At 71.6% G+C, this 24,062-nt stretch carries 24 protein-coding genes, 1 tRNA gene and 1 pseudogene; 11 read left to right on the top strand and 15 right to left on the bottom strand.

Annotated elements, in window-relative coordinates; translation table 11 throughout:
* Positions 1-63: 63 nt before the first annotated feature.
* The 8 genes and pseudogenes from ACYC1Z_RS03745 to ACYC1Z_RS03710 form a co-directional block, all read left to right on the top strand.
* Entirely contained in the window at positions 64-930 is an 867-nt protein-coding gene (locus ACYC1Z_RS03745; RefSeq protein ID WP_461408198.1) for a hypothetical protein, read from the top strand.
* Entirely contained in the window at positions 927-2,414 is a 1,488-nt protein-coding gene (locus ACYC1Z_RS03740; RefSeq protein ID WP_461408197.1) for an ATP-binding protein, read from the top strand. Before ACYC1Z_RS03745 ends, ACYC1Z_RS03740 begins: the two co-directional genes overlap by 4 nt.
* Positions 2,414-2,977, top strand: coding sequence for a hypothetical protein (locus tag ACYC1Z_RS03735; protein WP_461408196.1), 564 nt, complete (start codon positions 2,414-2,416; stop codon positions 2,975-2,977). Before ACYC1Z_RS03740 ends, ACYC1Z_RS03735 begins: the two co-directional genes overlap by 1 nt.
* A complete protein-coding gene (locus ACYC1Z_RS03730) occupies positions 2,974-4,758 on the top strand; it encodes a type IV secretory system conjugative DNA transfer family protein (RefSeq protein ID WP_461408195.1) in 1,785 nt (594 codons plus the stop codon). Before ACYC1Z_RS03735 ends, ACYC1Z_RS03730 begins: the two co-directional genes overlap by 4 nt.
* Positions 4,759-4,845: 87 nt before the next feature.
* Positions 4,846-5,292 (top strand): single-stranded DNA-binding protein, encoded by a 447-nt coding sequence (locus ACYC1Z_RS03725; RefSeq protein ID WP_461408194.1) that lies wholly within the window; start codon positions 4,846-4,848, stop codon positions 5,290-5,292.
* 18 nt (positions 5,293-5,310) lie between these two features.
* Positions 5,311-5,883: a hypothetical protein gene (locus ACYC1Z_RS03720; RefSeq protein ID WP_461408193.1), complete on the top strand. Its 573-nt coding sequence runs from the start codon at positions 5,311-5,313 to the stop codon at positions 5,881-5,883.
* On the top strand, positions 5,880-6,122 hold the full coding sequence (locus tag ACYC1Z_RS03715) for a hypothetical protein (protein ID WP_461408192.1): 243 nt from the start codon (positions 5,880-5,882) through the stop codon (positions 6,120-6,122). The genes ACYC1Z_RS03720 and ACYC1Z_RS03715 overlap by 4 nt, the downstream gene beginning before the upstream one ends.
* A gap of 229 nt (positions 6,123-6,351) precedes the next feature.
* A pseudogene (locus ACYC1Z_RS03710) lies at positions 6,352-7,338 on the top strand (recombinase family protein); the annotation flags it as partial.
* A gap of 598 nt (positions 7,339-7,936) precedes the next feature.
* Here the strand turns inward: ACYC1Z_RS03710 and ACYC1Z_RS03705 are convergent.
* From ACYC1Z_RS03705 to ACYC1Z_RS03670, 8 genes are all read right to left on the bottom strand, one after another.
* Positions 7,937-8,012: transfer RNA gene (locus ACYC1Z_RS03705), tRNA-Ala, on the bottom strand.
* Positions 8,013-8,179: 167 nt separating this feature from the next.
* The gene (locus ACYC1Z_RS03700; protein ID WP_461408191.1) at positions 8,180-8,794 is read right to left on the bottom strand and encodes a histidine phosphatase family protein; all 615 of its coding nucleotides are present in this window, start codon (positions 8,792-8,794) and stop codon (positions 8,180-8,182) included.
* Entirely contained in the window at positions 8,791-9,189 is a 399-nt protein-coding gene (gene rsfS / locus ACYC1Z_RS03695) for a ribosome silencing factor (RefSeq protein WP_461408190.1), read from the bottom strand. The genes ACYC1Z_RS03700 and rsfS overlap by 4 nt, the downstream gene beginning before the upstream one ends.
* A gap of 37 nt (positions 9,190-9,226) precedes the next feature.
* On the bottom strand, positions 9,227-10,117 hold the full coding sequence (locus ACYC1Z_RS03690) for a hypothetical protein (protein WP_461408189.1): 891 nt from the start codon (positions 10,115-10,117) through the stop codon (positions 9,227-9,229).
* A gap of 560 nt (positions 10,118-10,677) precedes the next feature.
* Positions 10,678-11,355 carry a nicotinate-nucleotide adenylyltransferase gene (nadD, locus tag ACYC1Z_RS03685; RefSeq protein WP_461408188.1) on the bottom strand — a complete coding sequence of 226 codons (678 nt, stop codon included), beginning with the start codon at positions 11,353-11,355 and terminating at the stop codon, positions 10,678-10,680.
* 19 nt (positions 11,356-11,374) lie between these two features.
* Positions 11,375-11,530, bottom strand: a complete 156-nt coding sequence (locus ACYC1Z_RS03680; protein WP_461408187.1) for a hypothetical protein — start codon at positions 11,528-11,530, stop codon at positions 11,375-11,377.
* 206 nt (positions 11,531-11,736) lie between these two features.
* The gene (locus ACYC1Z_RS03675; protein ID WP_461408186.1) at positions 11,737-13,035 is read right to left on the bottom strand and encodes an alpha-amylase family glycosyl hydrolase; all 1,299 of its coding nucleotides are present in this window, start codon (positions 13,033-13,035) and stop codon (positions 11,737-11,739) included.
* Positions 13,036-13,105: 70 nt separating this feature from the next.
* The gene (locus tag ACYC1Z_RS03670; protein ID WP_461408185.1) at positions 13,106-13,336 is read right to left on the bottom strand and encodes a hypothetical protein; all 231 of its coding nucleotides are present in this window, start codon (positions 13,334-13,336) and stop codon (positions 13,106-13,108) included.
* Between the two features lie 141 nt (positions 13,337-13,477).
* Here ACYC1Z_RS03670 and ACYC1Z_RS03665 point away from each other — a divergent pair, with 141 nt between their 5' ends.
* Both ACYC1Z_RS03665 and ACYC1Z_RS03660 read left to right on the top strand, forming a co-directional pair.
* A complete protein-coding gene (locus tag ACYC1Z_RS03665) occupies positions 13,478-14,149 on the top strand; it encodes a DsbA family oxidoreductase (protein WP_461408184.1) in 672 nt (223 codons plus the stop codon).
* Positions 14,146-14,406 carry a hypothetical protein gene (locus tag ACYC1Z_RS03660; RefSeq protein WP_461408183.1) on the top strand — a complete coding sequence of 87 codons (261 nt, stop codon included), beginning with the start codon at positions 14,146-14,148 and terminating at the stop codon, positions 14,404-14,406. Before ACYC1Z_RS03665 ends, ACYC1Z_RS03660 begins: the two co-directional genes overlap by 4 nt.
* Positions 14,407-14,431: 25 nt before the next feature.
* Here the strand turns inward: ACYC1Z_RS03660 and ACYC1Z_RS03655 are convergent, their stop codons facing one another.
* Genes ACYC1Z_RS03655 through ACYC1Z_RS03640 form a run of 4 tightly spaced genes read right to left on the bottom strand, consistent with a single transcriptional unit; the run spans position 14,432 to position 20,526 of the window.
* Positions 14,432-16,720: a transglutaminase family protein gene (locus ACYC1Z_RS03655; protein ID WP_461408182.1), complete on the bottom strand. Its 2,289-nt coding sequence runs from the start codon at positions 16,718-16,720 to the stop codon at positions 14,432-14,434.
* A complete protein-coding gene (locus tag ACYC1Z_RS03650) occupies positions 16,717-18,138 on the bottom strand; it encodes a DUF58 domain-containing protein (protein WP_461408181.1) in 1,422 nt (473 codons plus the stop codon). The genes ACYC1Z_RS03655 and ACYC1Z_RS03650 overlap by 4 nt, the downstream gene beginning before the upstream one ends.
* Before the next feature lie 13 nt (positions 18,139-18,151).
* A complete protein-coding gene (locus ACYC1Z_RS03645; protein WP_461408180.1) occupies positions 18,152-19,150 on the bottom strand; it encodes an AAA family ATPase in 999 nt (332 codons plus the stop codon).
* Between the two features lie 23 nt (positions 19,151-19,173).
* On the bottom strand, positions 19,174-20,526 hold the full coding sequence (locus tag ACYC1Z_RS03640) for a glutamate-5-semialdehyde dehydrogenase (RefSeq protein WP_461408179.1): 1,353 nt from the start codon (positions 20,524-20,526) through the stop codon (positions 19,174-19,176).
* A 283-nt stretch (positions 20,527-20,809) separates the two neighbouring features.
* Between ACYC1Z_RS03640 and trxA the strand changes: the two genes are divergently transcribed.
* Positions 20,810-21,184: a thioredoxin gene (gene trxA / locus ACYC1Z_RS03635; RefSeq protein ID WP_461408178.1), complete on the top strand. Its 375-nt coding sequence runs from the start codon at positions 20,810-20,812 to the stop codon at positions 21,182-21,184.
* Between the two features lie 444 nt (positions 21,185-21,628).
* Here trxA and ACYC1Z_RS03630 read toward each other — a convergent pair whose 3' ends face one another.
* The 3 genes from ACYC1Z_RS03630 to ACYC1Z_RS03620 all read right to left on the bottom strand — a co-directional run.
* Positions 21,629-22,687, bottom strand: a complete 1,059-nt coding sequence (locus ACYC1Z_RS03630) for an ABC transporter ATP-binding protein (RefSeq protein WP_461408177.1) — start codon at positions 22,685-22,687, stop codon at positions 21,629-21,631.
* Positions 22,684-23,514, bottom strand: a complete 831-nt coding sequence (locus ACYC1Z_RS03625; protein ID WP_461408176.1) for an ABC transporter permease — start codon at positions 23,512-23,514, stop codon at positions 22,684-22,686. Before ACYC1Z_RS03625 ends, ACYC1Z_RS03630 begins: the two co-directional genes overlap by 4 nt.
* The coding region (locus ACYC1Z_RS03620) for an ABC transporter permease (protein ID WP_461408175.1) at positions 23,511-24,062 on the bottom strand (552 nt) is incomplete at its 5' end. The genes ACYC1Z_RS03625 and ACYC1Z_RS03620, both read right to left, overlap by 4 nt.

The following is a 24,062-nucleotide window of genomic DNA, read 5'->3' as shown; positions in this document are numbered from 1 at the left end:
GCGCGTGCACCTGAGAGTCGACCCCGATGCCCGGGGCTTCGCGCTAGCCGCAGGAGGCCGCTCATGCCCACGTATCACGACCCACTCCAGGATGCTGGCGAAGCCTCCGAGGCGCTGCGCGGACTCGCGCACGCCAGCCGGGTCTTCGACAACCCTGCCGGCACCTACAGCGTGCTCGGTGACCTCCTCTCGGGCGTCCGGTCGCTGCGGCAGGTACTCGATCAGCTCGGCACCGCCCATCTCGTTCATCGCGGCCGCGCTCACGACGATGACGGTGACCAAGCGATCGGCGCCTCCGAAGCCCTCGCCGCGGCAGACGACCTGCACCACGCAGGAGCACTCCTCGATGGAGCTGAGGAGCGAGTCAATGCCGCGATGACCCATTCGGGACGCATCGCCTGGCACATCCCCGCGCAGGAACTCGACCGGGAGTCAGTGTCCACGGAAGCACCGCGGCGCTGGCTCAGCGTCGTCTTCCTCCAAGGCTCCGAAGCCGACGAAGTGCTCGACCTGATCAACCGCGACGGCCCCGACGCGGCGATCACGCACCTGCGCGGCTGGGACTACGGGGAGGAAACCACCGACGCGGCACTGGAGAACGGGTACGTCTACGACGAACCACCCACCGGCCAGCTGGACCGGGTCGTCACGGACGGTGACTACACCCTCACCTACAACCCGTTCATGGGGCACGTCAATCTCCTCCGGGCACACCCCGCTGCCCTACCCGATGCGACCATCGACGAGACCGACGTGGTGACAGCGCGTGAGGCCATCCGCGGCGTCGGCCCACTCGATCCGAGCACGCCCCGGACCGCAGTGACGCCAGCGTCCGCGCAAACAAGGCAGGTTCCGGTGGGTGCGGAGCCGGACTGGTTCGCCGGCCCGGCCCGCTCCTCAGGATCGGTCGAGCGGGGGTTGTCGCTATGAGCACGCGCGAGCCCGAACGCCTGCACACCTCGGTCCTGGTCGCCCCGACCGCCGACCGTCGCCGACTCCGCAAGCAACGCAAACAGGCCGCCGCGCGCCTCCATGCCGAGCAGCACCGTGCCGAGCAGGCCGCGGCCCGGGCAAAAGCCGAGGCGGAACGTGCCGAGCGCAGAGCCACCACCTACCTACCCGCCGCCGGTGAGCCCGGCACTACAGCGCTGCGCACACCGGGCGGGTTCCACCTCCCGCGCCACCAGGACACCTCCGCGACCCTCGCGGGTGCCTATCCGTTCGTCGCCGAAGGCGGCCTCGGCTCCGAGGGGGTGTTCGTCGGCCAAGACCTCTACTCCGGCGGCTCGTTCGTCTACGACCCCTGGGTTCTCTACGCCCGCGGGCTGATCACCGCCCCCAACGTCGTCCTCGCTGGCATCGTGGGCTCCGGCAAGTCCTCCCTGGCGAAGTCGCTGTACACGCGGTCGCTGCCGTTCGGGCGGCGCGTCTACGTCCCCGGCGATCCGAAAGGCGAGCACACCGCCGTCGCGAACGCAGTCGGCGGACGAGCAATCGTTCTCGGCCACGGCCTGAACACACGCCTCAACCCCCTCGATGAAGGCCACCGGCCCACCGGACTGTCGGATCAGGAGTGGGCCATCACGGTCGCGTCCCGCCGCCGTGACCTCATCGGCGCTCTAGCCGAGACCGTCCTGGCACGCGGGTTGACGCCGTTGGAGCACACCGCGATCGACCTTGCCCTCACCGCAGTCGTCGCAGAAAACACTGTGCCGATCCTGCCGATGGTCGTCGACCGCATCCTCGCCCCGGACGCGTCCGCCGACGGCAGGTTGGCCGAGGACGGGCGGCTCGTCGGCCACGCGCTGCGCCGTCTGGTCGCCGGTGACCTCGCCGGCCTGTTCGATGGCCCCAGCACGGTCCGGTTCGACCCAAGCCTGCCGATGATCAGCCTTGACCTGTCCCGCGTCACCGAGAACTCCACCCTGATTTCGGTGTTGATGACGTGCTCGTCGGCGTGGATGGAGTCCGCGCTGCTGGACCCCAACGGTGGGCAGCGGTGGGTGATCTACGACGAAGCGTGGCGGCTGATGTCCCACCCGGCGTTGTTGAAGCGGATGGACGCGCACTGGCGCCTGGCACGGCACTACGGGATCGCGAACATGCTGATCTTCCACAAACTCTCCGACCTGGACAACGTCGGCGACGCCGGCTCGGCGATGCGCTCCCTCGCGAACTCACTCCTGGCCAATGCTGAGACCCGGATCGTCTACCGGCAAGAATCCGACCAGCTCGGCCCCACCGCCCAGGCGCTCGGCCTCACCGGCACCGAACAGAAGCTGCTGCCGAGCCTGGGCGTCGGGCAGGCACTGTGGCGGATCAAGGACCGGTCCTTCGTCACCCAGCACCAACTCCATCCCGCCGAGCTGGCACTGTTCGACACCAGCTCCCGGCTCACCTCGGGGGTGAAGTAATGACCCGCAAACCCCCACGCCGCGCCACCGGGCCGGAACCGGAGGACACGGCGGTCGTGCTGCCGCACGCGGTCATCACCATCACCAAGACTGGCGCCCTGGGCGTCACCCTCGACGGCACCGACGTCCCACCATCGGAGGGCGACGCGTGGACGCGCAGCACCTTCGGGCCCCTGCTGGACGCCCTCACCCGCGACCGAACCATCACGGTGCGCATCGAGGTGCACGAGAGCGACGGCACCGTGTTCACCGACATCATCCGCGCCCGCCGCCGCGCGCCCGAACCACCAGACACCGACGCCGAGACCGAAGGGGGCACGCAGGTCAAGGCCAGCAGCAAGCGGCGGCCAGACCTGGTGGAAGTGACCGGCGAGGGGTTCGTGCCCGGCGAGGACATCGCCGCCGCGGTCATCATCTCCCACACTGATGCCACCGGCACCGGTCATGCCCGCGCGCTCCTGGACCGGGGTCACCTCCGGTCGCTGCAATCCGATGGCGGCGGCGGCGAGGTGATTCTGTTCGGTCGCATTTCGGGCACTATCCACGTGCGGCGGCTGCCGTGAGTACCCCGTCTGGGCGGCAGGGTGGGTCGTTCGGCGACGAGCTGACCAACGCCGCGCTCATCGCCCTGATGGGGATGTTCGGAATCGCGCTCATCCTCCGCGTTTCCGGCTCCGTCGCCGCGTTCCTGACCGGCACACCCCAACCCGAGGCCGGCCCCGCGGCCGGGCTCGGAGTGCTGTTCAACCCCGGCAACCCAGCCGCCGCGCTCGACGCCGACCGGCTCAACCCCATCGCATACTGGATCATCACCGCAGCGATGCTGGCCGGGCTCATGACCGCCGGAGTATGGGTGTGGGTGCGGCTGTGCCGCCATTCCCGCCGGGTCGAGACCGACCCGCGCCGCCTCGCCGGCACCGCCACAGCCCACGACATCACCCAGAGCGCCTCAACGAAAGCGCTGCTACGCCGAGCCGAGATACTCCGCGCATCCCTAACCGATCCCTCGCCGTCGGACGTCGGCTATCGGATCGGGGCGTCCAAAGGGCGCGACGTGTGGGCGTCGGTAGAAGACTCGATCCTGCTCATCGGCCCGCCCCGCTCCGGCAAAGGCCTACACATCGTCATCCCCGCGATCCTCGACGCGCCCGGCGCCGTCGTCACCACCAGCACCCGGCCAGACAACCTCACCTCCACCCTCCGCGCGAGGCAGCGTGGCGGCCGGCCGGTGGCGGTGTTCGATCCCCAACACCTCGCCGAAGGCATCCCCGCCGGGATGCGCTGGTCACCCATCCGCGGATGCGAGGATCCGCTCACGGCGATGATCCGCGCCACCGGCCTGTCGGCCGCGACCGGCCTGTCCGCCGGCGGGGTCGAATCCGGCGGCTTCTGGGAAGCCAAGACCCGCACCGCACTCCAAGCCCTCCTCCACGCCGCCGCCCTGGACCACCGGCCACCAGCAGAGCTGTTCCGCTGGACCCTCGACCCCGCGGCCGCCGCCGAAGCCGTCGCCATCCTCACCAACACCACTCAAGCAGCCACCGGGTGGGCAGACTCCCTCGGAGCGATGATCGACGCCGACCCCAAAACGAGGGACTCGATCTGGCAGGGCGTCGCCTTGGCCCTCGGCGCCCTCGCCGACCCGCGCGTCCTCGACGCAGTCTCCCCCGGGCCAGGTGAGGGCTTCGACCCCGAAACCTTCATCCGCGACCGCGGCACGCTCTACCTGCTTGCCACCGGCGCCGGCGCCGGCGCATCCGCCGCGCTCGTCGCGGCGTTCGTCGAAGACCTCATCGAAACCGCCCGCAGGATCGCCGCCCGCTCACCCGGCGCACGCCTCGACCCGCCCCTGCTCCTCGCCCTGGACGAGATCGGCAACCTCGCACCCCTGCCAAGCCTGCCGACGTTGATGGCTGAGGGCGGCGGGACCGGTATCACCACCCTGCCCGTCCTCCAGTCCCTCGCCCAAGCACGGGACAAATGGAACGACAACGCCGCCGGAGCAATCTGGGACGCCAGCATCGTCAAAATCATCCTCGGCGGCGCCTCTAACTCCCGCGACCTCCAAGACCTAAGCACGCTCATCGGCGAACGCGACGAGTACACCGACTCCGTCACCCTCGGCGACCACGGCACCCGCTCCAACCAACGCTCCATCCGCCGCGTCGCGATCCTCCCGCCAGACCGGATCAGAACCCTCCCATTCGGTGCCGGCGTCACCCTCCTCCGCGCCGCACCACCGATCATCACCGACCTACGCGCCTGGCCTTCTCGGCCCGATGCCGCCCAGCTGAAGACCGACCGGGCCGAGATCGAGGCGCTGCTGCGTCGCCCTGGTTCCTGACCCACCGCGCACGCCGGGGTCGGGTGTGCACCTGCCTGACACCAGCGATCCCGATCCGGGGACGCCGCGTTTCAGGAGGAGATTCCGATGGCTATCCAGACTCAGCAGTCGTTCTCGGGCTTCGTCGCGTCCGACCCGCAACTCACGCGCACCGAGAATGGCGATGCCCGGCTGTACATGAAGGTCGGCAAGGAGCACTACCGGCAGGAGGGCGACGGGTCGTTCACCCAGTTGGAGACCACCTTCCACAACCTGGTCGCGTTCAAGGCCGCCGCAGAGCAGGGCCACGAACGACTTGCGAAGGGCGACAAGTTCATCGCCGAGGGTTACGTCCGCGAATACACCTACCAACGCGATGGTCAGGCGTTGGAGGGGGATGAGTTCGTCGCCCGCAGGCTCGGGCACGACATGGCCCGCAGCCGCTACGACGTCGACCGCACACCTCGCCGGGCGGCGCCTGAGCGGGACGCGGCCGCGTTCACCGCTCCCGAGCACCGCCCCGTCACGCAGTCGCCTGCGGCCGTGAGCATGTAACCGAAGGGGACGCTGACGATGGACGAATACACCCCCGGACCAGACGAACCCGACTACCCGGACGACGACCCCGGCACCGATACCCCATCAGATGACGTGGCGGAGCCGCCGCACCCGGTGAATTGGAACCTGCTGAACGCGCACGACCTGGAACAGGAGTGGCTGGCGCTGAACGACTGGGTGGCGTGGCTTCGCCGCACCTACGGGCTCCCCGCTGCGGTGATCCCGCCGTTCTGGCACCGACACCCCGAACTGATGTGGGAGCTGTCCGCCCTGCACATCCACTGGCTGTGCGCCTACGACCCCGAACAGAACGGTTCGGCACCCGTCGGCTGGCACCGCGACTTCGCCGACGCCCGCAACAGGCTCCGCGAATGGGTCGCCGCCTCCGGCACCCGCCTGGACCGCGACCGGCGCACCCGGCAGACCGTCTGGCCAGGTGAAGACCCCGCCCCGCCCGTCGAGGACGTCATCATCGCCGACCGTGGCGAGGACTTCGTGGAGTTCGTGTTCGAGCAAGTCGAGGCCCGCCGCGAAGCCGAGGAGGCGTTCTTCCGCACCCTCGATGAACGCACCGGAGAAATCTCATGACGCACCGAGAAACGCCCGGCCGGGATGAGCGGCTGCCGGATCGGATGCGGGACTACCGGATCGAGGCCGAGCCGCGTGAGACACCCGACCTGCACAAGCTCGCGCAACTGTTCATCGGCATGGCCCGCTCCCGCGTCGAACAAGACCGCGCCCGTCCCGCACCGGACACCGTGTCGCCGGTTCCCGACGCATGTCGGGACAGCGAGGTAGAATCGGACCAGCAAGAAGCCAACGACTGAACCTCCGGTTCGGGCGTGGTGCGCAGTCCTGTTTGGCCTTCGTGGCTTACCCAGCAGGCTCCGATGTCGAGTCGGCTGGGTCGTGTTTCCCTTTTACGAGTCGCACCGCACCAAGCGGTAACCGCCGCTTGTGCTGGCCCCGATCAATCCGGGGAAGGGAACACGACCCGTGACCTTTACACAACCACCAGCCACTACTGCTCTGGACCGAATCGGTGAGACCACCACCATGGCGGTCTCCTACCTGCGCGTGTCCACCAAGGAACAAGCCGAACGCGGCGGCCGTGCCGAGGGCTTCTCGATCCCCGCCCAGCGGGAGGCGAACCTGCGCAAGGCCCGCGACCTGAACGCCGTCATCACCGAGGAGTTCATCGACGCCGGTGAGTCCGCCCGCAAGGCCGACCGGCCCGAGCTGATGCGGATGATCGAGTACGTCCAAACACACCAGGTCGCCTACTGCATCGTCCACAAGGTCGACCGGCTCGCCCGCAACCGCGCCGATGACGTGACCATCCACCTCGCCCTCAAAGAGGCCGGGGTCATGCTCGTCTCCGCGACCGAGAACATCGACGAGACCCCGTCGGGGATGCTGCTGCACGGCATCATGTCGACCATCGCGGAGTTCTACTCCCGCAACCTCGCTGGCGAGGTCTCCAAGGGCATGAACCAGAAGGCGCTCAGTGGCGGCACCAACGGCAAAGCACCCATGGGCTACCTCAACGTCACCCGCCGCGACGAACTCGGCCGCGAGGTCCGCACCGTCGAGGTGGACCCCGGCCGTGCCCCGCTGGTGCGATGGGCGTTCGAGGCCTACGCCACCGGGAACCACTCCACCATCAGCTTGCGTGAAGAACTCACCGACCGTGGCCTGACCACGGTCCCGACCCCGAAGCGGCCCTCGAAGCCGCCGGTGCTGTCCACGATCCACAAGATGCTCACCAATCCCTACTACAAGGGCAGCGTCCGGTTCCGCGGCGCCAGCTACGACGGGCTCCACGAACCGCTCGTCGCGCCCGAGGTCTGGTACCGGGTCCAAGCCGTGCTCACCGCACATCAGACCTCCGGGGAGAAGACCCAATCCCACGACCACTACCTCAAAGGCAGCCTGTACTGCGGGGAGTGCGGGTCCCGGCTGACGCTGACCAACGCCAAGAGCCGCCGCGGGGTCGTCTACCCGTACTTCATGTGCTCCGGCCGGCACGCGAAGCGCACCAACTGCGAGCGCAAGTCCATGTTCGTGCCCGACATCGAAGCCGCCGTCGAGGACTACTACCGCGACGTGCAGATACCCGAACACGTCGTGACCGCGCTCCGTGAGCTGGTCACCAGCGAGTTCGACCGGCTCCACACCGTCGCCAAGCAGGAGAGCCAGGCGTACAAGATCGAACGCGACGCGCTCCGCGATGAGCGCACCAAACTCATGCAGGCCCACTACGCCGGAGCCGTGCCCCTCGACCTGCTCGGCTCCGAGCAGCATCGCATCGCCCGACGGCTCGTGTTCCTCGACGCGCAGATCAACGCCGGCGACATCGAGTACGACCAAGCGAAAGCCCACCTGGACGATTGCCTCGCCCTCGCAGGCGACATGCACGCCATCTACATGAGCATCGACGACTCACTGCGACGGATCGCCAACCAAGCCTTCTTCGACAAGCTCATCGTCCAAGACGACGACACCATCCACGGCGAACCCGGCGTCCCGTTCAACGTGTTCCTCAACCCCGACGTCCAGACCCTCGCCGTCCGCCAACAAGGACGGACGGCGGAGTCTGGAACTCAAACCGGTAATGTCGTTGGTTTGAACAACGACCTTCTGGTGGAGCTAGAGGGATTCGAACCCTCGACCTCTTCCATGCCATGGAAGCGCGCTACCAACTGCGCCATAGCCCCGCGTGCCCCGTGGGGCCTGGACCACTTTAAGGCATCCCGGGCCGCGAGCACCAATCCGTGTCGACGCCCGCCGGGTGATGCTGACCACTCCCGACCACTCCGCCCCAGGGCCCGGTGCGCCGGCCCGGCCGACGAGCCTCGATCCGGCCCACGGGTGTCGGCCGGCCTCAGACGCCGATGTTGTACCCGGCCAGCCGCCAGGCTGGAAAGCGCCCGGTGTTGGGGTGCAGCGAGGTCCATCGGCAGTTCTCCAGGCCGGTGAGGCCGAACCAGCCCGCGGCGTCGAGGCCGAGCAGCACGGTCTGGCCGCAGGTGATCGCGGCGCCGTGCGCGACCGCGACGAGGACGTCGTGCGCCCCGAGGTCGGCGGCGGCCTCGGCGACCGCCGCGGCCACGCGGGCGCCCGTCGCGGCCCGGCTCTCGCTGCCGGTGCCCTCGGGATCGCGTCCCTCGCGCCACGCGGCATGCTCCACCGGCCACCCGGCGCGGATCTCCTCCCCGGTCAACCCTTCCCAGACGCCGAAGTTGCGCTCGCGGAGGCGGGCGTCGGGCTCGACGCGCACGCCGGTGAGGTCTCCCAGCGCCTGCGCGGTGTCACGGGCCCGAACGAGGTCGGAGGTGATGATGCGCGTCGGGGCGAGCGTGGCGAGCACCTCGGCCGCCGCGGCCGCCTGGGCCCGGCCGGTGTCGTTGAGGGCGATGTCGGACTGCCCCTGGAGCCGCTTGGTGGCGTTGTACTCGGTCTGGCCATGACGCCAGAGGATGAGGGTGCCGGCGCTCATGCCAGCTCGCGCTCTTCCTCACCCTCGGGCCCGTCCAGGTCGGCCGGCAGCTCGACGAGCGGGCAGTCCTTCCACAGTCGCTCCAGCGCGTAGAACTCGCGGTCCTGCTCCTGCTGGACGTGGACGACGATGTCGCCGAAGTCCATGAGCACCCAGTGCGCCTCCGTCTGCCCCTCCTTGCGGACCGCCGTGGCGCCCTCCTTGTGCAGCGCCTCTTCGATGCCGTCGACGATGGACCGCACGTGGCGGTCGTTCGCCCCGGAGGTGACGAGGAAGACGTCGGTCAGGGCCAGGCGTTCGCTGACGTCGAGCGCGATGATCTGCTGGGCCTTCTTGTCGGCCGCGGCACGCGCCGCGGCGACGGCGAGGTGGCGGGAACGGTCGTCTGCGGGCACGGGTCTCCTCGTGTTCTGATGAACGGTCCCGGCGATCTTACGCGCTCGGTGGGGCGGTCGGTGCGGGCCGAGGCTCCGCCGCGGGCATGGCCCCGGCCTGGTCGCCGGTGAAGGCGAGCAGCCCGATGATCACGCCGATGATCACGGCGGCGACCACCAGGATGACCACCTTGACGATCGTCGCGAGAAGGTGCGGCCGGTCGTCGGAGTCGTCCTCGTCGTCGTCCTCGGGCGACTCGGCGGAGCCGGGGCTCGGTGGCTGCTCGGCCAACCGGTCCCGCAGCGGCCGCCGCGCCGTCTCGGCCGGCGCCGCGCGTGGCACAGACCCGCTGCCGGCCTCGTCCCCCGACGCGGACGACGGCGCGCTGAACTCCGACAGCGGGGTCCACTGCGGGCTCGGGAGCTCCTCGTCGACCGGGTCGTGGTCCGGCGGGTCGGCGTCGTGCTCGCCGTCGGAAAGGTCGACGGCGTCAGGTTCGTCGGGCCTGCCGGCGCTGCCTCGGTCCGCCATGGGCGAGACTCCCGGCTCGTCCTCCTGCGGCGCGAGCGATGCACGCGCGGCCGGGCGGGCGGGAGCGGTCTGGGCCCTGGCGGCCCGCGCCGGCGACCTCGTGGACGGCCCCCCGAGCTCGGCGGAGCCCGAACCCGGCCCGAGGTCGATGGCGGGCACCGCGACGGCGGACTCCCAGGCGGCCGGGTCGACCGTGACCGGGGCCTCCTCTTCGGGCCGGGCCCGTTCCTGATCGGGGGGCAGCGGCGTCACGGGCTGGACCCCGGTCAGCGTGCCGGTGGCGTCGAGCGAGCGGATGCCCCGGGCCTCGTGCGGTGCCCGCACCACGGGACGGCGCATGGTGCCGGTCCGGGCGGTCGGCGCCCGGTCTGCGTCGACCCCACGGGCGTCGTCGGCGTCTCGGGAGAGCTCGCGCACGGACCGGCGGACCGGGGTTGGGGCGGAGGGTGAGCCGGCCGTCGGCGCGGAAGGGGACGACGTCGGGCGGGCCACGCGCGCGGAAGGGCGGGCCACGCGCGTGGAAGGGCGGGCGGCGGGCACGGAGATCGACGGCGAACCGACCCCTGTGGGAGGAGTGGACGCCGAGTCGGCGGTCGGCGCGACGTCCGAGGGCCGTGGGGCAGCGGCCCGGCCCGCGCGTCGCACCCGATCCGCGGGGCGCTCGTCGGCGGACGCGTCGGCAGTCGGCCGCGCGGGCTTCACCTCAGTCGTGTCGGTCGTGGGCCGGGCGTCCGAAGGTTCCACGTCAGCGGCGGGTCGTGCGTCCGCGGACTTCGCGGCTCCCAGCGGGACGTCACCGCTGACGAGCCCGTTGCGGCGCGCCTCCTCCTCGAGCGCGCGCTGGCGCAGCTCCCGCCGGGTGAGTGGGACCTCCGGCGCTGCCTGCTCGGCCGCCTCCCGGGCCGCACGCTCGGCCTCACGCCGTCGGCGCCGCTCCCCGCGTGCCGCAGTGCCACCGTGCGAATCGTCCTGCAACGTCACTGCCCTGCTCCTACGGCGCGCGCGCGCGCACCCTGGTTGCTCGTCGTCGGGGGTTGCTCGTCCTGCCCGCTGCCGTCGAGGTACAACTCGTGCTTGTTGATGTACTGCACCACACCGTCCGGCACGAGGTACCAGACAGGCTTGCCGGCGGCCACGCGCTGGCGGCAGTCGGTCGAGGAGATCGCCATGGCCGGCACCTCCATCAGCGAGACGCCGGTGGTGGGCAGACCCGCCGGGTCCAGCTCGTGACCGGGCCGGGTGACGCCGACGAAGTGCGCCAGCGACCACAGCTCGTCGGCGTCCTTCCAGTTGAGGATCTGCGCGAGGACGTCGGCGCCGGTGATGAAGTAGAGATCGGCGTCGGGCATCTCCTCATGAAGCTGGCGCAGCGTGTCGATCGTGTACGTCGTCCCCGGCCGGTCGATCTCGACCCGGGAGACGTTGAACCGCGGGTTCGACGCCGTCGCCACCACCGTCATGAGGTACCGGTGCTCGGCCGGCGTCACCCGGCGGTTCCGCTTGAACGGCTGCTCACCGGTGGGAACGAACAGGACCTCGTCCAGGTCGAAGGCGCCGCGCACCTCGCTGGCGGCCACGAGGTGCCCGTGGTGCACCGGGTCGAAGGTGCCACCCATGACACCGACCCGTCTCCTGCGCCCCTCGTCCCGGACCATGACTCCCTCGGACCAGCCGTCAGTGACGGGTGCGGACGTTGCGGAAGCCGTACGTGAGCAGCAGCAGGAGCATGAGGATCCCGAACGTGATCAGTCCGACCACCCAGGGGTTGATGCCGGCGGACTCGGCGGTGGCCTCGGCCTCCGCGGCAAGACTCATGAGCGAGCTCTTCATCGGATTCCTTCCTCAACTCCCGGTCCCAGGGGTCCAGTGTGACACGTCTGCCCGACCGGGTGCGGACCCGTTCCGGGTTCGCGTGGCGGCGCCCCTCGGCACCTCGCCGGTCCGGTGACCGGCTCGATCCAGGTGTCGCACCAGCCGCCCCCTCCACGATTTCGAGCCCATGACGACCGGTGCCGAGGTCCGTGCCGCCGTCGGCCTCAGCGCAGCACGGCCCAGGCGTTGCCGGGCACGTGCGCGCAGCCGGAGCGCACGTCCGCCGTCCCGGCGAGCACCTCGCCGACCGGCTCCGCCACCTGCACGGGCACGTCCGCGAGGTTGAGCACGACGACGAGCCGCTCCTCCCCCGCGGCGGTCTCGTACACGAGGAGCTCGTTGCTGAGCTCGAGCACCCGGGTGCGGGCCCGGTACAGCCACGGGTGGCGCCGCCGCAGGCCGATGAGCTCCTGGTGCAGGGCGTAGGTGGGCCACCCGGCCGGGCCGAGGTCCGCGGGACGGTCCGGGAACGCGGGCCGGACGGCGTCGTCACCCCCGGGCCGGTCCTCCTTCACACCCTCGAAACCCTGCTCGTCCCCGTAGTACACGGACGGCATGCCGCCCACCGTGAAGAGGACGGCGAGCGCGTGCGGCAGGTGCCGGCGGTCGCGCAGCCGGCTCGCCAGGCGGGTGACGTCGTGGTTGCCCAGGAAGGTCAGCGGCGCGAACGAGCCCAGCATGTGGTCATGGCGGCCCAGGGCGTGCTCGAGCTCGAAGAGGTTGCGGTCGTTGATCGAGCTCCAGATCGCCTTCCACAGCTCGTACTGCGTCACGGTGTCCATCCCGGACTCCGCCACGATCTGCGGGTAGTCCCCGTGGATCACCTCGCCGACGACGAGCGTCTCGGGGAAGTCGGCACGGACGGCGGGCAGCACCTTCGCCCAGAACGACGACGGGACGGCGTAGGCGGCGTCGAGGCGCCAGGCGTCCGCCCCGGCGGCGAGCCAGTGCTTCATCACGTCGACGACGAGGTCCGTGACGCCGTCGTCGTCGTGGTTGAGGGTGACGAGGTGCTGGTGGCCCTCGAAGGCGTGCCAGGACGGGGCGCCGTCGTCGTCCCAGGTGAGGTGGAACCGGGCGGTCTCCGGAGCCGAGGGACCGCCGGCGAGGGCACGCAGGAACGCCGGGTGGCGCGAGCCGACGTGGTTGAACACGCCGTCGAGCATGACCTTCAGGCCGCGCTCGTGGGCGGCGGCGACGAGGGCGTCGAAGTCCTCCCGGGTGCCGAGCCGGGGGTCGATCCGGTAGTGGTCCACGGTGTCGTACCCATGACTGGTCGAGGCGAACACCGGGCCGAGAGCCAGCCCGTTCACGCCGAGGTCGACGGCGTAGTCGAGCCAGCCGATCAGCCGACGCAGGTCGTGGTGCCCGGCGACGTCGGCCGGGGCGTCGTCGGGCTCCGCCCCGAGGAAGCCGAGGGGGTAGACGTGCCACCAGATCGCGTGCTCGTGCCAAGACGTCATGGCAGCATCCTCACCGCTGCGGCGGTGAACCTCCACCGCACCGGAGCAGGGGGTTGTCAGTGCCGTCGGGTCAGAGCCGTTCGAGGCGGGGGCTGGCGAGCGGGATGCGCCGCCGGTTCCCGTGGCCGAAGTCGACGATGACGTTGGTGCCGTCGAGGGCGACGACCTTTCCGAGCCCGTGGCGATCGTGGCTGACCTGTTCGCCCACGGGGATCGGCGCGCCGACCCGTACCTCGGCCTCACGCCCAGCGTTGAACGGACTGTTCTTGAGGTGCGGACGAGTGCCGCTGCTGGTGGCCATCCGTCCATCCTCCTCCTTCTCGGACCGAATGGGAACCGAAGCGGGCGCGACACGGCCCACGACCACCCGTCGAGGGAGGGGGCCTTTTTGCCATTTCGACCGGGCCGGAATGCTTCGTGCCCCCGGTGCGTTGGCACCCCCATGAGCGAACCCATCTCCGTGCATGTCTGGTCCGATATCTCCTGCCCGTGGTGCTTCATCGGCAAGCGCCGCTTCGAGAAGGCGGTCCAGGACTACGACGGCGACGTTGCGGTCGAGTACCACTCCTACGAGCTCTCCCCCGACACCCCGATCGACTTCGAGGGTTCCGCGGCAGACTTCCTCGCCGGCCACAAGGGCATGCCGCTCGAGCAGGTCGACCAGATGCTCAGCCAGGTCAAGGACCTCGCCGAGGCCGAGGGCCTCTCCTACGACTGGGACAACGTCAAGCAGACCAAGACCCTCAAGGCGCACGAGGTCCTCCACCTCGCCAAGGCCAAGGGCCTGCAGCTCGACCTCATCGAGAAGTTCTTCTCCGCGTACTTCGAGCACGGCACGCACGTCGGCCACGACGACGAACTCGTGACCCTGGCCGCCGAGGTGGGCCTCGACGCCGACGAGGTGCGGGCGGCGCTCGCCGCCGGCACCTACCGCGCAGCGGTGCAGGCGGACATCAGCGCCGCCCAGCAGATCGGGATCCGCGGCGTGCCGTTCTACATCATCGGTGAGAAGTACGGCGTCTCCGGCGCCCAGAGCCCCGAGGTGTTCGGCGAGGCGCTGCGTCGCGCGAGCGAGGACCTGACCGCCGACGTCGCGACCGAGGCCGTCCGATGAGCGCCGGACAGGCCGGGGCAGCGAAGGTGAGCGTCGCGGGCCCGGCCGGCCTGTCCGGCAGCGATGCCTTCGCGTCCCTGTCACTCTCCACCCTCTCCGGCATCGTGCCGGTGTCCGCGCTGGAGGGTGTGGGCGGTGACGGGGCCGGGTACTGCGACGCCGACGGCATCTGCTACCCGCCCGCGGACCAGGCCGCCCAGACGCCCGTGGTCAGCACGCCCGGGTCGAGCTCGGCGGAGTCGCCCGCGAGGTCGTAGCCGAACGCCAGCAGCCGCCCGAGCCTCAACGGCGGGCGGAACCCACCCGGTCGACCCGGCCGCGCACCCTCGCCCGGGTGCGCCCGACGACGTCACGCACCTGAGCCACGCCGCTCACCGGCCACACCGCGGCTCGCAGGCGCACCCGCCCCGGCACCACCGACCGCACCCGTGCGGTGACGTCGCGGACGTCGTCGGCCATCGTGCCGACCTCCACCGATCCCGGTGCGTAGCGGGCCCGCTCCACCCTCCCGGCGGCGCGGTCGAGGGCCTCCTCGGCCCCGGCGAGCGGCACGGACCGCGTGTAGTGCTCGCGGGACTGGCGCGGCGTCGCGCTCACCGGAGCCGCCACCCCCAGGTCGGCCAGGGACGTGACCAACGCCTGCCACTGGGCCTCGACGTGCGCGGCGTCGTCGCGCGCCCGCCGGCGGTGGCCGGTGCGGCGCCACCACCCGGCGAGCGGCACCACGGACGCGAGCACGGCCAGCAGCACCAGCCCGGCGAGCGCGGCGACGACGGCGGGCAGGATCTCTGCGAGGAGGCCCGGGTCGGCCGAGCCGGCGTCGGGTGGCCGCTGGGCCGGGTCGGTGTCCGGACGCTCGGGCCGGGCGGGTACCTCCGGCGTGGCCACGTCGCCGCCGACGTCCGCCGGGGTGAGGTAGACGGGGGCGGCGCCGGTGCGGATGCCCGGTGTCGGCTCGAACCGCGTCCAACCGAGACCGGTGAGGTACAGCTCCGGCCACGCGTGGGCGTCGGAGGCGAGCACCACCCGGGAGCCGTCGCTCTGCTCCTCCCCCGCCAGGAACCCGACACCGAGCCGCGCCGGGATCCCGGCGGCACGCGAGAGCATGATCATGGCGGAGGCGAACTGCACGCAGTAGCCCTGCCTGGTCTCGAGGAAGTGGCTCACCGGGTCGAGCGGGGCGCCGTCGGGCCCCTGTACCGGGTCAGCGAGGGTGAGCGAGTAGGTGAAGTCCGGGCCGCGCAGGTACTCCTGGATCGCCCGCGCGGCCTGCACCTGGTTGACGGTACCGGCGGTGAGATCGGCCGCGAGCAGGGCGACGCGGTCGGCGGCGACCGAGTCGACGGCGAGGAGCTGCGGGTCGCCCGGGAAGGGGGCGCCGTACTCGCCCACTCCGTCCGGGAGCCGCCCGACGATGCTGGTGTACACCGCCTGGTACTGCTCCGGCTGCCGCGCGACAGCCACCGTGCCGGTCTCGCCGTCCCTTGCCCAGTCGGTGCCCGGGAAGTCGGCATCGATGAGCGGGTAGGGCACCGCCACCTGGGGGGCACGGATGTCGTTGTGGGTCACCTCGATCCGGCGCGGGACCTGGGTGATGCCGTCGACGAACCGTGGCAGCGGGGTCTCGGGCGCCGGGCCGCGGCCCCGCTCCGGCGGCTGCCACCGCCCGTCCTCGTAGGTGGTGGAGACGAGGACACGCAGGGGCGTGGGGCGAGGGTCGTCGCTGCGGTACACCAGGACCGGTTCGCGGCTGCGGCTGCCGAGGTCCGCGGCGAGGTCCAGGGTCTCCGTGAAGCTGATCCCGTCCCCGCCCGGCCCGAGGCTCGTGGCGTTCTTGATGATGTCGGCCGGGGGCAGGTGCGGGAGGAACACGGGCGCCGCGACGGCGAGCGCGACGGCGCCGACACCGAGCACCCGCGCGTGGGCGTTGAAACGGCGGGCCACCGGCCGCACGGCCATGTCGTCGTTCCAGGAGCCGGCGGTCGGGGCGGCCCAGGTGCGTACGCGGCGGCGGCCCTGCTGTGCCACCAGCGCGAGCCAGCACGACGCGGGTGCGAGGAAGTACCAGGGTGGCTGCGGCGAACCCGTGTTGGACGCCGTCACGGTGCCCACCACCAGCAGCGGCAGCCCGGCGGCCACCGGCATCGCGTACGTGACGGCGAGCGCGTCCACCGCGACGGCCACGCCGGTGAGGGCGACGACGGTGAGCAGCACCATCCCCTCGTTGGTGGTCACGGGGGTGGTCTCGATCTGGATGGTCTCGCGCGCGAGCGCCACCAGCCGGGCGACCTCGTCGAGGATCGACGGTGCCGGCAGGGCGTACCGGTGGTGGCCGGGCAGCAGCAACCAGCTCACGGCCAGCAGGGCGATCAGGAGCTGAGCGACGACGACGAGCCGGCCGGGCAGGCGGGCGGTGCGGGCCAGGCCTCCGACGAGCACCACCACGGCGACCGCGATGACGGTGGGCACGAACGCCGTGTCGGCGTCCAGCAGGGTCGAGACGGACCAGCCGCCGGCGAGCGTCGTCAGTGCGGCGAGCAAGGCGGTGCCCCACCTCCCCCGGGCGATCATGTCCACCTCCCGCTCGCCGGCCCCGCACCGGTGCCGAGCCTCGCACCGGGCCCGCCCGCCGCGGCCGCTCCCGCCCCCGCTCCGGTCCCGGCTCCGGCTCCCGCTCCCGCTCCCGCACCGGGGCCGCCCACACCCTTCGCCGTCGCGCGGGTCCAGGGGCCGCGCACGTCCTCGCCGCCCCGGACGACGGCGGTGCGCCACCCCACGGCGGCGACCTGGCCGGCGAGGGTGTCTGCGCGGGTGGCCCGGGTGTTCGCGCGGCCGGCGAGGACGTCCATGCGGTGCCGGCCCACCGGTTCGGCGTCGGCGTCGGGCGAGGCGGGCACGGCCGAGGGCACGAATGTGCCGGCGTCGAGCAGCAGCAGCACCCCCAGGGCCCCGGTGGGTCGGACGGCAGCCACCCGCCGCAGGGTGAGCTCGTCGTACTCCGTGACCGCGGCGACGACGACGCCCGCGTGGCTGCCCCGCGCGGCCCGTAGCTGGTGGTCGAGGTCGTCCAGCACGGGCTCGGCGAGGGCGAGCTGGAGCAGCACGTGGTCGAGGTCGAGCGTGCGCTCGGCGAGGCCCGAGCGGACCGTCTCCGCGGTGGCGAGCGAGAACGCGTACCCGCGCGCCGCGAGGTGTGTCGCGGCGGAGGCGAGCGCGCTGACCGCCCACTCGAAGGAGCTGTCCTCGCCCTCGCCGGCGTGGACCCCGCGGCGGGCGTCGAGTACCAGGGCGGCGCGGCGCCGGGCGGGCTGCTCCTCCTGTCGCACCATGAGCTGGGCCCGGTGGGCGGTGGCGGGCCAGTGGACGCGGCGCAGATCGTCCCCGTGGCGGTACTGCCGGGTGCTGACGTCCTCCTCGCCGTGCGAGGCGACGGTGTGCGGCACGGGCCGCTCCCCGATGTCGCCCACGCGTCGCAGCCCGGCCCCGCCGAGCGGCTCGACGCGAGGCAGCACGATGATCTCGGCGGCGCCGGGCAGCTCGTGGCGGCCGCTCGTCAACCCGAACAGGTCCGGCACCTCCAACGTCAGCGGGCCCGCCGCGTACACGCCGCGCGTGGCGCCGTGGAGGCGGTAGCTCACCGTGTGCGCGGCACCCACACCCAGGGGCGGCACGAACAGCCGCGCGCCGGCCCCGCCCATGACCCGTTCCTCCGCCAGGTATGCCGGCGTCGCCCGGCGGCCGACGTTGCGCACGACGAGCCGCACCACGGCGTCGTCGCCGGGGGCGAGGCGCGCGGGGGTGACGGTGCGCGTCAGCGCGAGCCGCGGCACGCCCCGCAGACCGAGGAGCCGCGCGAGGATCGGGAGCCCGGCGAGCAGCACCCCCACCCGGGTGAGGTCGGGGAACCCGAGGAGGACGGCCAGCAGCGCGACACCGGCGCCCACGCCCAGGAAGCCCCAGCCGCGGGCGGTGAGGCGGGGCCGGATCATGGTGGGCCGAGCCTCATCGTGGGCCCGCCGGGACCGGCACCTCGGCGACGAGCGCGGCGACCACGTCGCGGGTGGTGACACCGCCGACCTCGGCCTCACCGGTCAGCAGCACGCGGTGGGAGAGGACGGCCCCGGCGAGCTGCTGGACGTCGTCGGGCAGGACGTGGTCGCGCCCCTCGAGGGCGGCATGCGCGCGCGAAGCCCGCAGGAGCTGCAGCCCGGCGCGCGGCGACGCCCCCAGGCGCAGGTAGGGACTGGCGCGGGTGGCGGTGACGAGGTCGACGACGTACTGGCGCACGGCCGGGCCGGCGAAGAGCTGGGCGACGGTGCCGACCATTGCGGCGACGGTCGCGGCGTCGGTGACCGGTCGGAGCGCCTCGAGCGGGTCGTGGGAGGCGTGCGCCGCCAGCATCTCCATCTCGGCGCGCACGGACGGGTAGCCCATCGAGATCCTGGCCATGAACCGGTCCCGCTGGGCCTCGGGCAGCGGGTAGGTGCCCTCCATCTCGAGGGGGTTCTGCGTCGCCATGACGATGAACGGGGCCGGCAGCGCGTGGGTGCGCCCGTCCACGGTGACCTGCCGTTCCTCCATCGCCTCCAGCAGCGCCGACTGCGTCTTCGGGGAGGCGCGGTTGATCTCGTCGCCGACGACGACGTTGGCGAAGACGGCGCCCGGGCGGAAGGTGAAGGTGCGCGCGTCCTGGTCGAAGACGCTGACGCCGGTGACGTCGGAGGGCAGCAGGTCCGGGGTGAACTGGATACGGCGGACGGTGGAGTCGACGGTCTTGGCGAGCGTCTTGGCCAGCATGGTCTTGCCCACACCCGGGACGTCCTCGATGAGGAGGTGCCCGCCCGCCAGGAGCACGGTCAGCGCCGTGCGCACCGCGTCGTCCTTGCCCTGGATGACGCCCGTCATCGCGGCGTGTGCCGCCCGCGCCGTCGCCAGCACGTAGTCGAGGTCGGTCACGGTCTCGTCCACGACGACGGGCTCCATGGTCAGATCGTCCCCCATCGAACGCGCTCGTGTGAACAGGTCTACTCCCGGATCTGGCCGTCGCCCTCCACGATCCAGCTGGTGGTGGTCAGCTCGGCGAGACCCATGGGGCCGCGGGCGTGCAACTTCTGGGTCGAGATGCCGATCTCGGCGCCGAGGCCGAACTGGCCGCCGTCGGTGAACCGGGAGGAGGCGTTGACGATGAGCGCGGCGGAGTCCAGCTCGGTGGTGAAGCGCCGCACGGACGTCACGTCCTGGGTGCAGATGACCTCGGTGTGCCCGGAGGAGTAGCGGGAGATGTGCTCGAGCGCGTCGTCGAGGGAGTCGACGACCTTGACCGCGAGGTCGAGGGAGAGGTACTCGGTCTCCCAGTCGGTCTCGGTGGCGGGCTCGAACCGCAGCGGGCCGGGGACGTTCGGCGCAACGGCCGCGACGACGTCGTCGCCGTGGATGGTGACGCCCTTCTCCTGCAGGGCCCCCAGGACGGCAGGCAGGAACTCCCCCGCGATGTCGCGGTGGACGAGCAGGGTCTCCGCCGCGTTGCACACGCCGGTGCGCTGGGTCTTGGAGTTGAGCACGATCGGCACCGCCTTGGCGACGTCGGCGCTGGCGTCGACGAAGACATGACAGTTCCCGACGCCGGTCTCGATGACGGGGACCACGGACTCGCGCACGACGGTCTGGATGAGATCGGCCCCGCCGCGCGGGACGAGAACGTCGACGAGGCCGCGGGCGCGCATGAGCTCGACGGCCCCGGCGCGGCCGTGCGCGTCGATGGACTGCACGAGGGCCCGAGGCAGGCCCTGCGCCTCGAGGGCGTCACCGAGGATCGCGACGATGACCTCGTTGGAGCTCGCGGCAGCGGAGCCGCCCCGGAGGATGACGGCGTTGCCGGACTTCAGCGCCAGGCCGGCGGCGTCGACCGTGACGTTGGGGCGGGCCTCGTAGATCATGCCGACGACGCCCATGGGGACCCGGACCTGGCGCAGGTGCAGCCCGTTGGGGAGCGTGGAACCGCGGACGACCTCACCGACCGGGTCCGGGAGCGCGGCGAGCTCGCGCAGCGCGTCGGCGATGGAGGCGATGCGGGCGTCGTCGAGCGCGAGGCGGTCGAGCAGGGAGGACTTCATCCCGGTGGTGCGGCCGCGTTCGAGGTCGACGGCGTTGGCCTCGACGATGCGTGCGGCGTCGGCGACGAGTGCGTCCGCCATCGCGTGCAGCGCGGCGTCCTTGGTGGCGCGCGTCGCGGTGGCGAGGACGCGGGAGGCCTTCTTCGCGGCCGTGGCGGCGGCGACGACGCCCGCCCGGGCCGCCTCGCGGGCGACGTCCGGCGTCGCGGCGGCGGCATCGTCGGCGACGGGGCCGGACGCCGGGGTCAGCAAGGTCTCGCTCATAGTGTCCAGGGTACGGGCGCACACCCCGCCGTGGGGAGCGCCGGCGGCGATCTGTCCCGGTGGCGGGCCCGATCCGGCCGGTCGGGAACCGGATCCGGCCAGGACGGCACCGGACCGGGCCCGGGTGAGAAGCGGACCATGGCCGGGGCGGGAGCCCACGGGAATACCTGGCGGGGTATCACGCTTATCATCGAGGAATACGCAACAGAGTGCTGCGTTGAGACGTAGACGAACGTTCGAAGCCGTCGTGACCTCGACGGCCGTGGAGGCAAGGAGTACGAGCATGGCCACGAAGAACCTGACCACCGACGAGTTCGAGAGCACGATCAACGGCGAGGGCATCACCCTGGTCGACTTCTGGGCCGACTGGTGCGGCCCCTGCAAGCAGTTCGCCCCGATCTACGAGAAGGCGTCCGAGACCCACACGGACATCACGTTCGCGAAGGTGGACACCGAGGCCGAGCAGACGCTCGCCGCACAGCTCCAGATCACCGCGATCCCGACCTTGATGGCGTTCCGGGACGGCGTCCTCGTGTTCTCGCAGGCCGGTGCGCTGCCCGCGAAGAGCCTCGAGCAGCTCGTCGAGGGCGTGCGTGGGCTGGACATGGACGACGTGCGCAAGCAGGTCGCCGAGCACGCGACCGCGCACCAGCACTGAGCACCGGCTCTGGCCGAGGTGCCTCGCAACGCCACCGCACCCGCGGCCGCCCACACCGGCCTCTGGCACGTACGCCCCAGCAGCCCCGACCGTCCCGGCCGGGGTTGCTGGGGCCTGTGTGTGCTCCGTGCACCTCGCGTACGCCCACGGGTGCGGTAGCGGGGATCGGGGCCCTCGTCCGCGGCACCGGACCCTGGGCTCCCACGGGGCGGTGGCGAACCGTGTAGATCACACCTACTGCGCGGGAGGGCCCATGATCCCCGTCGTGATCGTGTCCGGTCTGCTGGCGGGCCGTTGGTGGAAGACCACGCCGATCGTCGGCACCGTGGGCTGGCGTGGCGCGCTCACCGCCGGGCACCCGGCTCGGGGCGCCCGGTGCCGACTGGGCCGCGATCTGGCGCTAGCGCTCGGCCCACGCGGCCCGGTCGTGACGGGTGGCGGCCCTCAGGCCGCGGTGCGCGGCTCGACCGCGACGGCGTGGGGGCGCAGCGTCAGGTGCACGGCGGAACCCGCGTTCGGGACCGTGTCGGCGCCGTGCTGGACCAGCACCACCGCCCCGTCGGCCAGCCGCACCTGCGTGCGGCGCAACGAGCCGAGGAAGCTCGTGGCGACGACGGTTCCCGGCACCCCGGCAGCGGCAAACTCGATGTCCTCGGGGCGCACGTAGGCGGTCACGGGACCGTCGGGAACGGCGTCGCCCAGGCGTGGCAGCGCCAGGCCCTGGATCGTGACCTCGGCGCCTCGGAGCTCGCCGGGCAGGCGGTTGCTCAGTCCGACGAAGTCGGCGACGAACGCGTTGGCGGGGCTGCCGTAGAGCTCCTCGGGGGTACCGATCTGCTCGATGGCGCCGTCGCGCATGACGGCCACACGGTCGGCGATGGCGAGCGCCTCCTCCTGGTCGTGCGTGACGAACAGGGTGGTGATCCCCAGCTCGGTCTGGATGCGGCGGATCTCGTCGCGCAACTGCACACGCACCTTGGCGTCCAGGGCCGAGAGCGGCTCGTCGAGCAGGAGCACGCGCGGTCGGGTCACCAGGGACCGGGCCAGCGCCACCCGTTGCTGCTGACCGCCGCTGAGCTGGTGGGCGTAGCGCCCGCCGAGGGGTCCCAGGCCCACGAGCTCGAGCGACTCCACGGCGCGTCGGCGTCGCTCGGCCGCCGCGACCTTGCGCATCTGCAGCCCGAACTCGACGTTCTGGACGACGGTCATGTGCGGGAACAGCGAGTACTGCTGGAACACCATGCCCAGATCCCGCCGGTTCGTCGGGGTGGACGCGATGTCCTCGCCGTCGAGCAGGATGGACCCGGAGGTGACGTCCTCCAGGCCGGCGAGGCAGCGCAGCGCGGTGGTCTTCCCGCAGCCCGACGGGCCGAGGAGCACCACGAGCTCGGCGGGCTCGAGCGTGAGGTTCACCCCCGTCAGCGCCCGCTGCGCGGCGAACTCCTTGACGACGTCGCGCAGCTCGACGCGGGTGCCGGTACGGACCGCGGTGGCGGTGGTCATGACTTCCCTCCACGCCGCGAGGTGCCCACGCGGCCGATAAGGAACAGCAGGACGAACCCGAACAGCAGGGCCAGGAGCGCGAAGATCACGGCCACGTACGGGTCGGACCTGGAGACCTGCACGATGGCGGTCTGCAGGTTGTTGCGGTTGAGCAGCGAGGCCAGGGTGTACTCCCCGAGCACCACCGCCACCGAGATGACCGACGCCGAGAGCATGCCCCGGTGCAGGTTCGGCACGATGACCCGGCCGAGGACGGTGCCCCAGCCGGCGCCCAGCGTGCGGGCCGCCTCGGAGAGGGTGACCACGTCGATCGAGGCGAGGTTCGCCTGGACCGCCCGGTAGGCGAAGGGCAGCACGAGGACGCCGTACGCGAAGGCCAGCGTCCACGTGTCCGAGCCGAAGATGCGGGCGACGACGGAGTACACCGGCGCCAGGCCCACCACCAGGACGATTGCCGGGATCGTGATCGGCAGCAGGCAGACGAACTCCAGCACCCGTTCGAGCCTGGGGAGACGGAGCTTGACCAGGATCATGGTGGGCACCAGCAGCACGAGCATGATGGCCACGGTGATCACCGCCAGCACGAGCGAGTTGGTGACGCTGGTGAACAGCCCGCGGTAGGTGCGCTCGTTCTCGGGTGCGACGATGCCGGTCCAGTGGTCGAGGTCGTAGCCGCCGTCGAGCCCACCGCGGAGCGAGAACTCCAGCATGGAGACCATGGGGATCACGAAGATCAGCCCGATGACCACCAGGATGATCGTGCGGGTGATGGGCGACGGCGCGGAGCCGTGGGTGGCGCGGCGTCGTCCACGACTCATCGTGCTCATCGCTGCCACCTCGCCGTCCGCCGCTGCAGCACCGAGTAGGCGCCCATGACGACGACCATCACCACCACCATCCCGAGCGCGAGTGCGCCGGCCATGTTCTCCCGGCCGAGCACGGTCTCGCTCACCAGCGCGGCGCGGATCTGCAGGGGCACGATCTGGGCGCCCTGGCTGATCAGCGCGGCTGCCGTCGCGTAGGAGGAGAAGGCGTTGGCGAACAGCAGGAGCACGCTGCCCAGGAACGAGGGCAGCAGGATCGGGCCGGCGATGCGCGACCAGTACGTCCACCGCGAACCGCCGAGCGTGGCGTTGGCCTCGGCCCACTGGGGCTTGAGGCCCTCCATCGCCGGCATGAACGTGATGACCATGAGCGGCACCTGGAAGTAGAGGTAGGGCAGCAGCAGGCCCGGCACCTGGTAGAGCCAGACGCCGTCACCGAAGATGTCGACCCCGAAGCTGACGAGGAGCCACTGGGTGACGAGGCCCTGGATGCCGATGGTCGCGATGAACGCGAACGCCAGCATCACGCCGCCGAACTGCGCGAGGACGCC

It is taken from the genome of Georgenia sp., assembly GCF_054605595.1.
The sequence above is the reverse complement of the archived record's forward strand: the minus strand, read 5'-3'. Positions and strand labels throughout refer to the sequence as shown.

Excerpts from the sequence above, each read along its gene's own strand:
- ACYC1Z_RS03745 (WP_461408198.1), top strand. The coding sequence starts at position 64 with ATGCCCACGTATCACGACCCACTCCAGGATGCTGGCGAAGCCTCCGAG.
- ACYC1Z_RS03740 (WP_461408197.1), top strand. The coding sequence starts at position 927 with ATGAGCACGCGCGAGCCCGAACGCCTGCACACCTCGGTCCTGGTCGCC.
- ACYC1Z_RS03735 (WP_461408196.1), top strand. The coding sequence starts at position 2,414 with ATGACCCGCAAACCCCCACGCCGCGCCACCGGGCCGGAACCGGAGGAC.
- ACYC1Z_RS03725 (WP_461408194.1), top strand. The coding sequence starts at position 4,846 with ATGGCTATCCAGACTCAGCAGTCGTTCTCGGGCTTCGTCGCGTCCGAC.
- ACYC1Z_RS03720 (WP_461408193.1), top strand. The coding sequence starts at position 5,311 with ATGGACGAATACACCCCCGGACCAGACGAACCCGACTACCCGGACGAC.
- ACYC1Z_RS03715 (WP_461408192.1), top strand. The coding sequence starts at position 5,880 with ATGACGCACCGAGAAACGCCCGGCCGGGATGAGCGGCTGCCGGATCGG.
- ACYC1Z_RS03700 (WP_461408191.1), bottom strand. The coding sequence starts at position 8,794 with ATGAGCGCCGGCACCCTCATCCTCTGGCGTCATGGCCAGACCGAGTAC.
- nadD (WP_461408188.1), bottom strand. The coding sequence starts at position 11,355 with ATGGTCCGGGACGAGGGGCGCAGGAGACGGGTCGGTGTCATGGGTGGC.
- ACYC1Z_RS03680 (WP_461408187.1), bottom strand. The coding sequence starts at position 11,530 with ATGAAGAGCTCGCTCATGAGTCTTGCCGCGGAGGCCGAGGCCACCGCC.
- ACYC1Z_RS03675 (WP_461408186.1), bottom strand. The coding sequence starts at position 13,035 with ATGACGTCTTGGCACGAGCACGCGATCTGGTGGCACGTCTACCCCCTC.
- ACYC1Z_RS03670 (WP_461408185.1), bottom strand. The coding sequence starts at position 13,336 with ATGGCCACCAGCAGCGGCACTCGTCCGCACCTCAAGAACAGTCCGTTC.
- ACYC1Z_RS03665 (WP_461408184.1), top strand. The coding sequence starts at position 13,478 with ATGAGCGAACCCATCTCCGTGCATGTCTGGTCCGATATCTCCTGCCCG.
- ACYC1Z_RS03660 (WP_461408183.1), top strand. The coding sequence starts at position 14,146 with ATGAGCGCCGGACAGGCCGGGGCAGCGAAGGTGAGCGTCGCGGGCCCG.
- ACYC1Z_RS03655 (WP_461408182.1), bottom strand. The coding sequence starts at position 16,720 with ATGATCGCCCGGGGGAGGTGGGGCACCGCCTTGCTCGCCGCACTGACG.
- ACYC1Z_RS03650 (WP_461408181.1), bottom strand. The coding sequence starts at position 18,138 with ATGATCCGGCCCCGCCTCACCGCCCGCGGCTGGGGCTTCCTGGGCGTG.
- ACYC1Z_RS03645 (WP_461408180.1), bottom strand. The coding sequence starts at position 19,150 with ATGGGGGACGATCTGACCATGGAGCCCGTCGTCGTGGACGAGACCGTG.
- ACYC1Z_RS03640 (WP_461408179.1), bottom strand. The coding sequence starts at position 20,526 with ATGAGCGAGACCTTGCTGACCCCGGCGTCCGGCCCCGTCGCCGACGAT.
- trxA (WP_461408178.1), top strand. The coding sequence starts at position 20,810 with ATGGCCACGAAGAACCTGACCACCGACGAGTTCGAGAGCACGATCAAC.
- ACYC1Z_RS03630 (WP_461408177.1), bottom strand. The coding sequence starts at position 22,687 with ATGACCACCGCCACCGCGGTCCGTACCGGCACCCGCGTCGAGCTGCGC.
- ACYC1Z_RS03625 (WP_461408176.1), bottom strand. The coding sequence starts at position 23,514 with ATGAGCACGATGAGTCGTGGACGACGCCGCGCCACCCACGGCTCCGCG.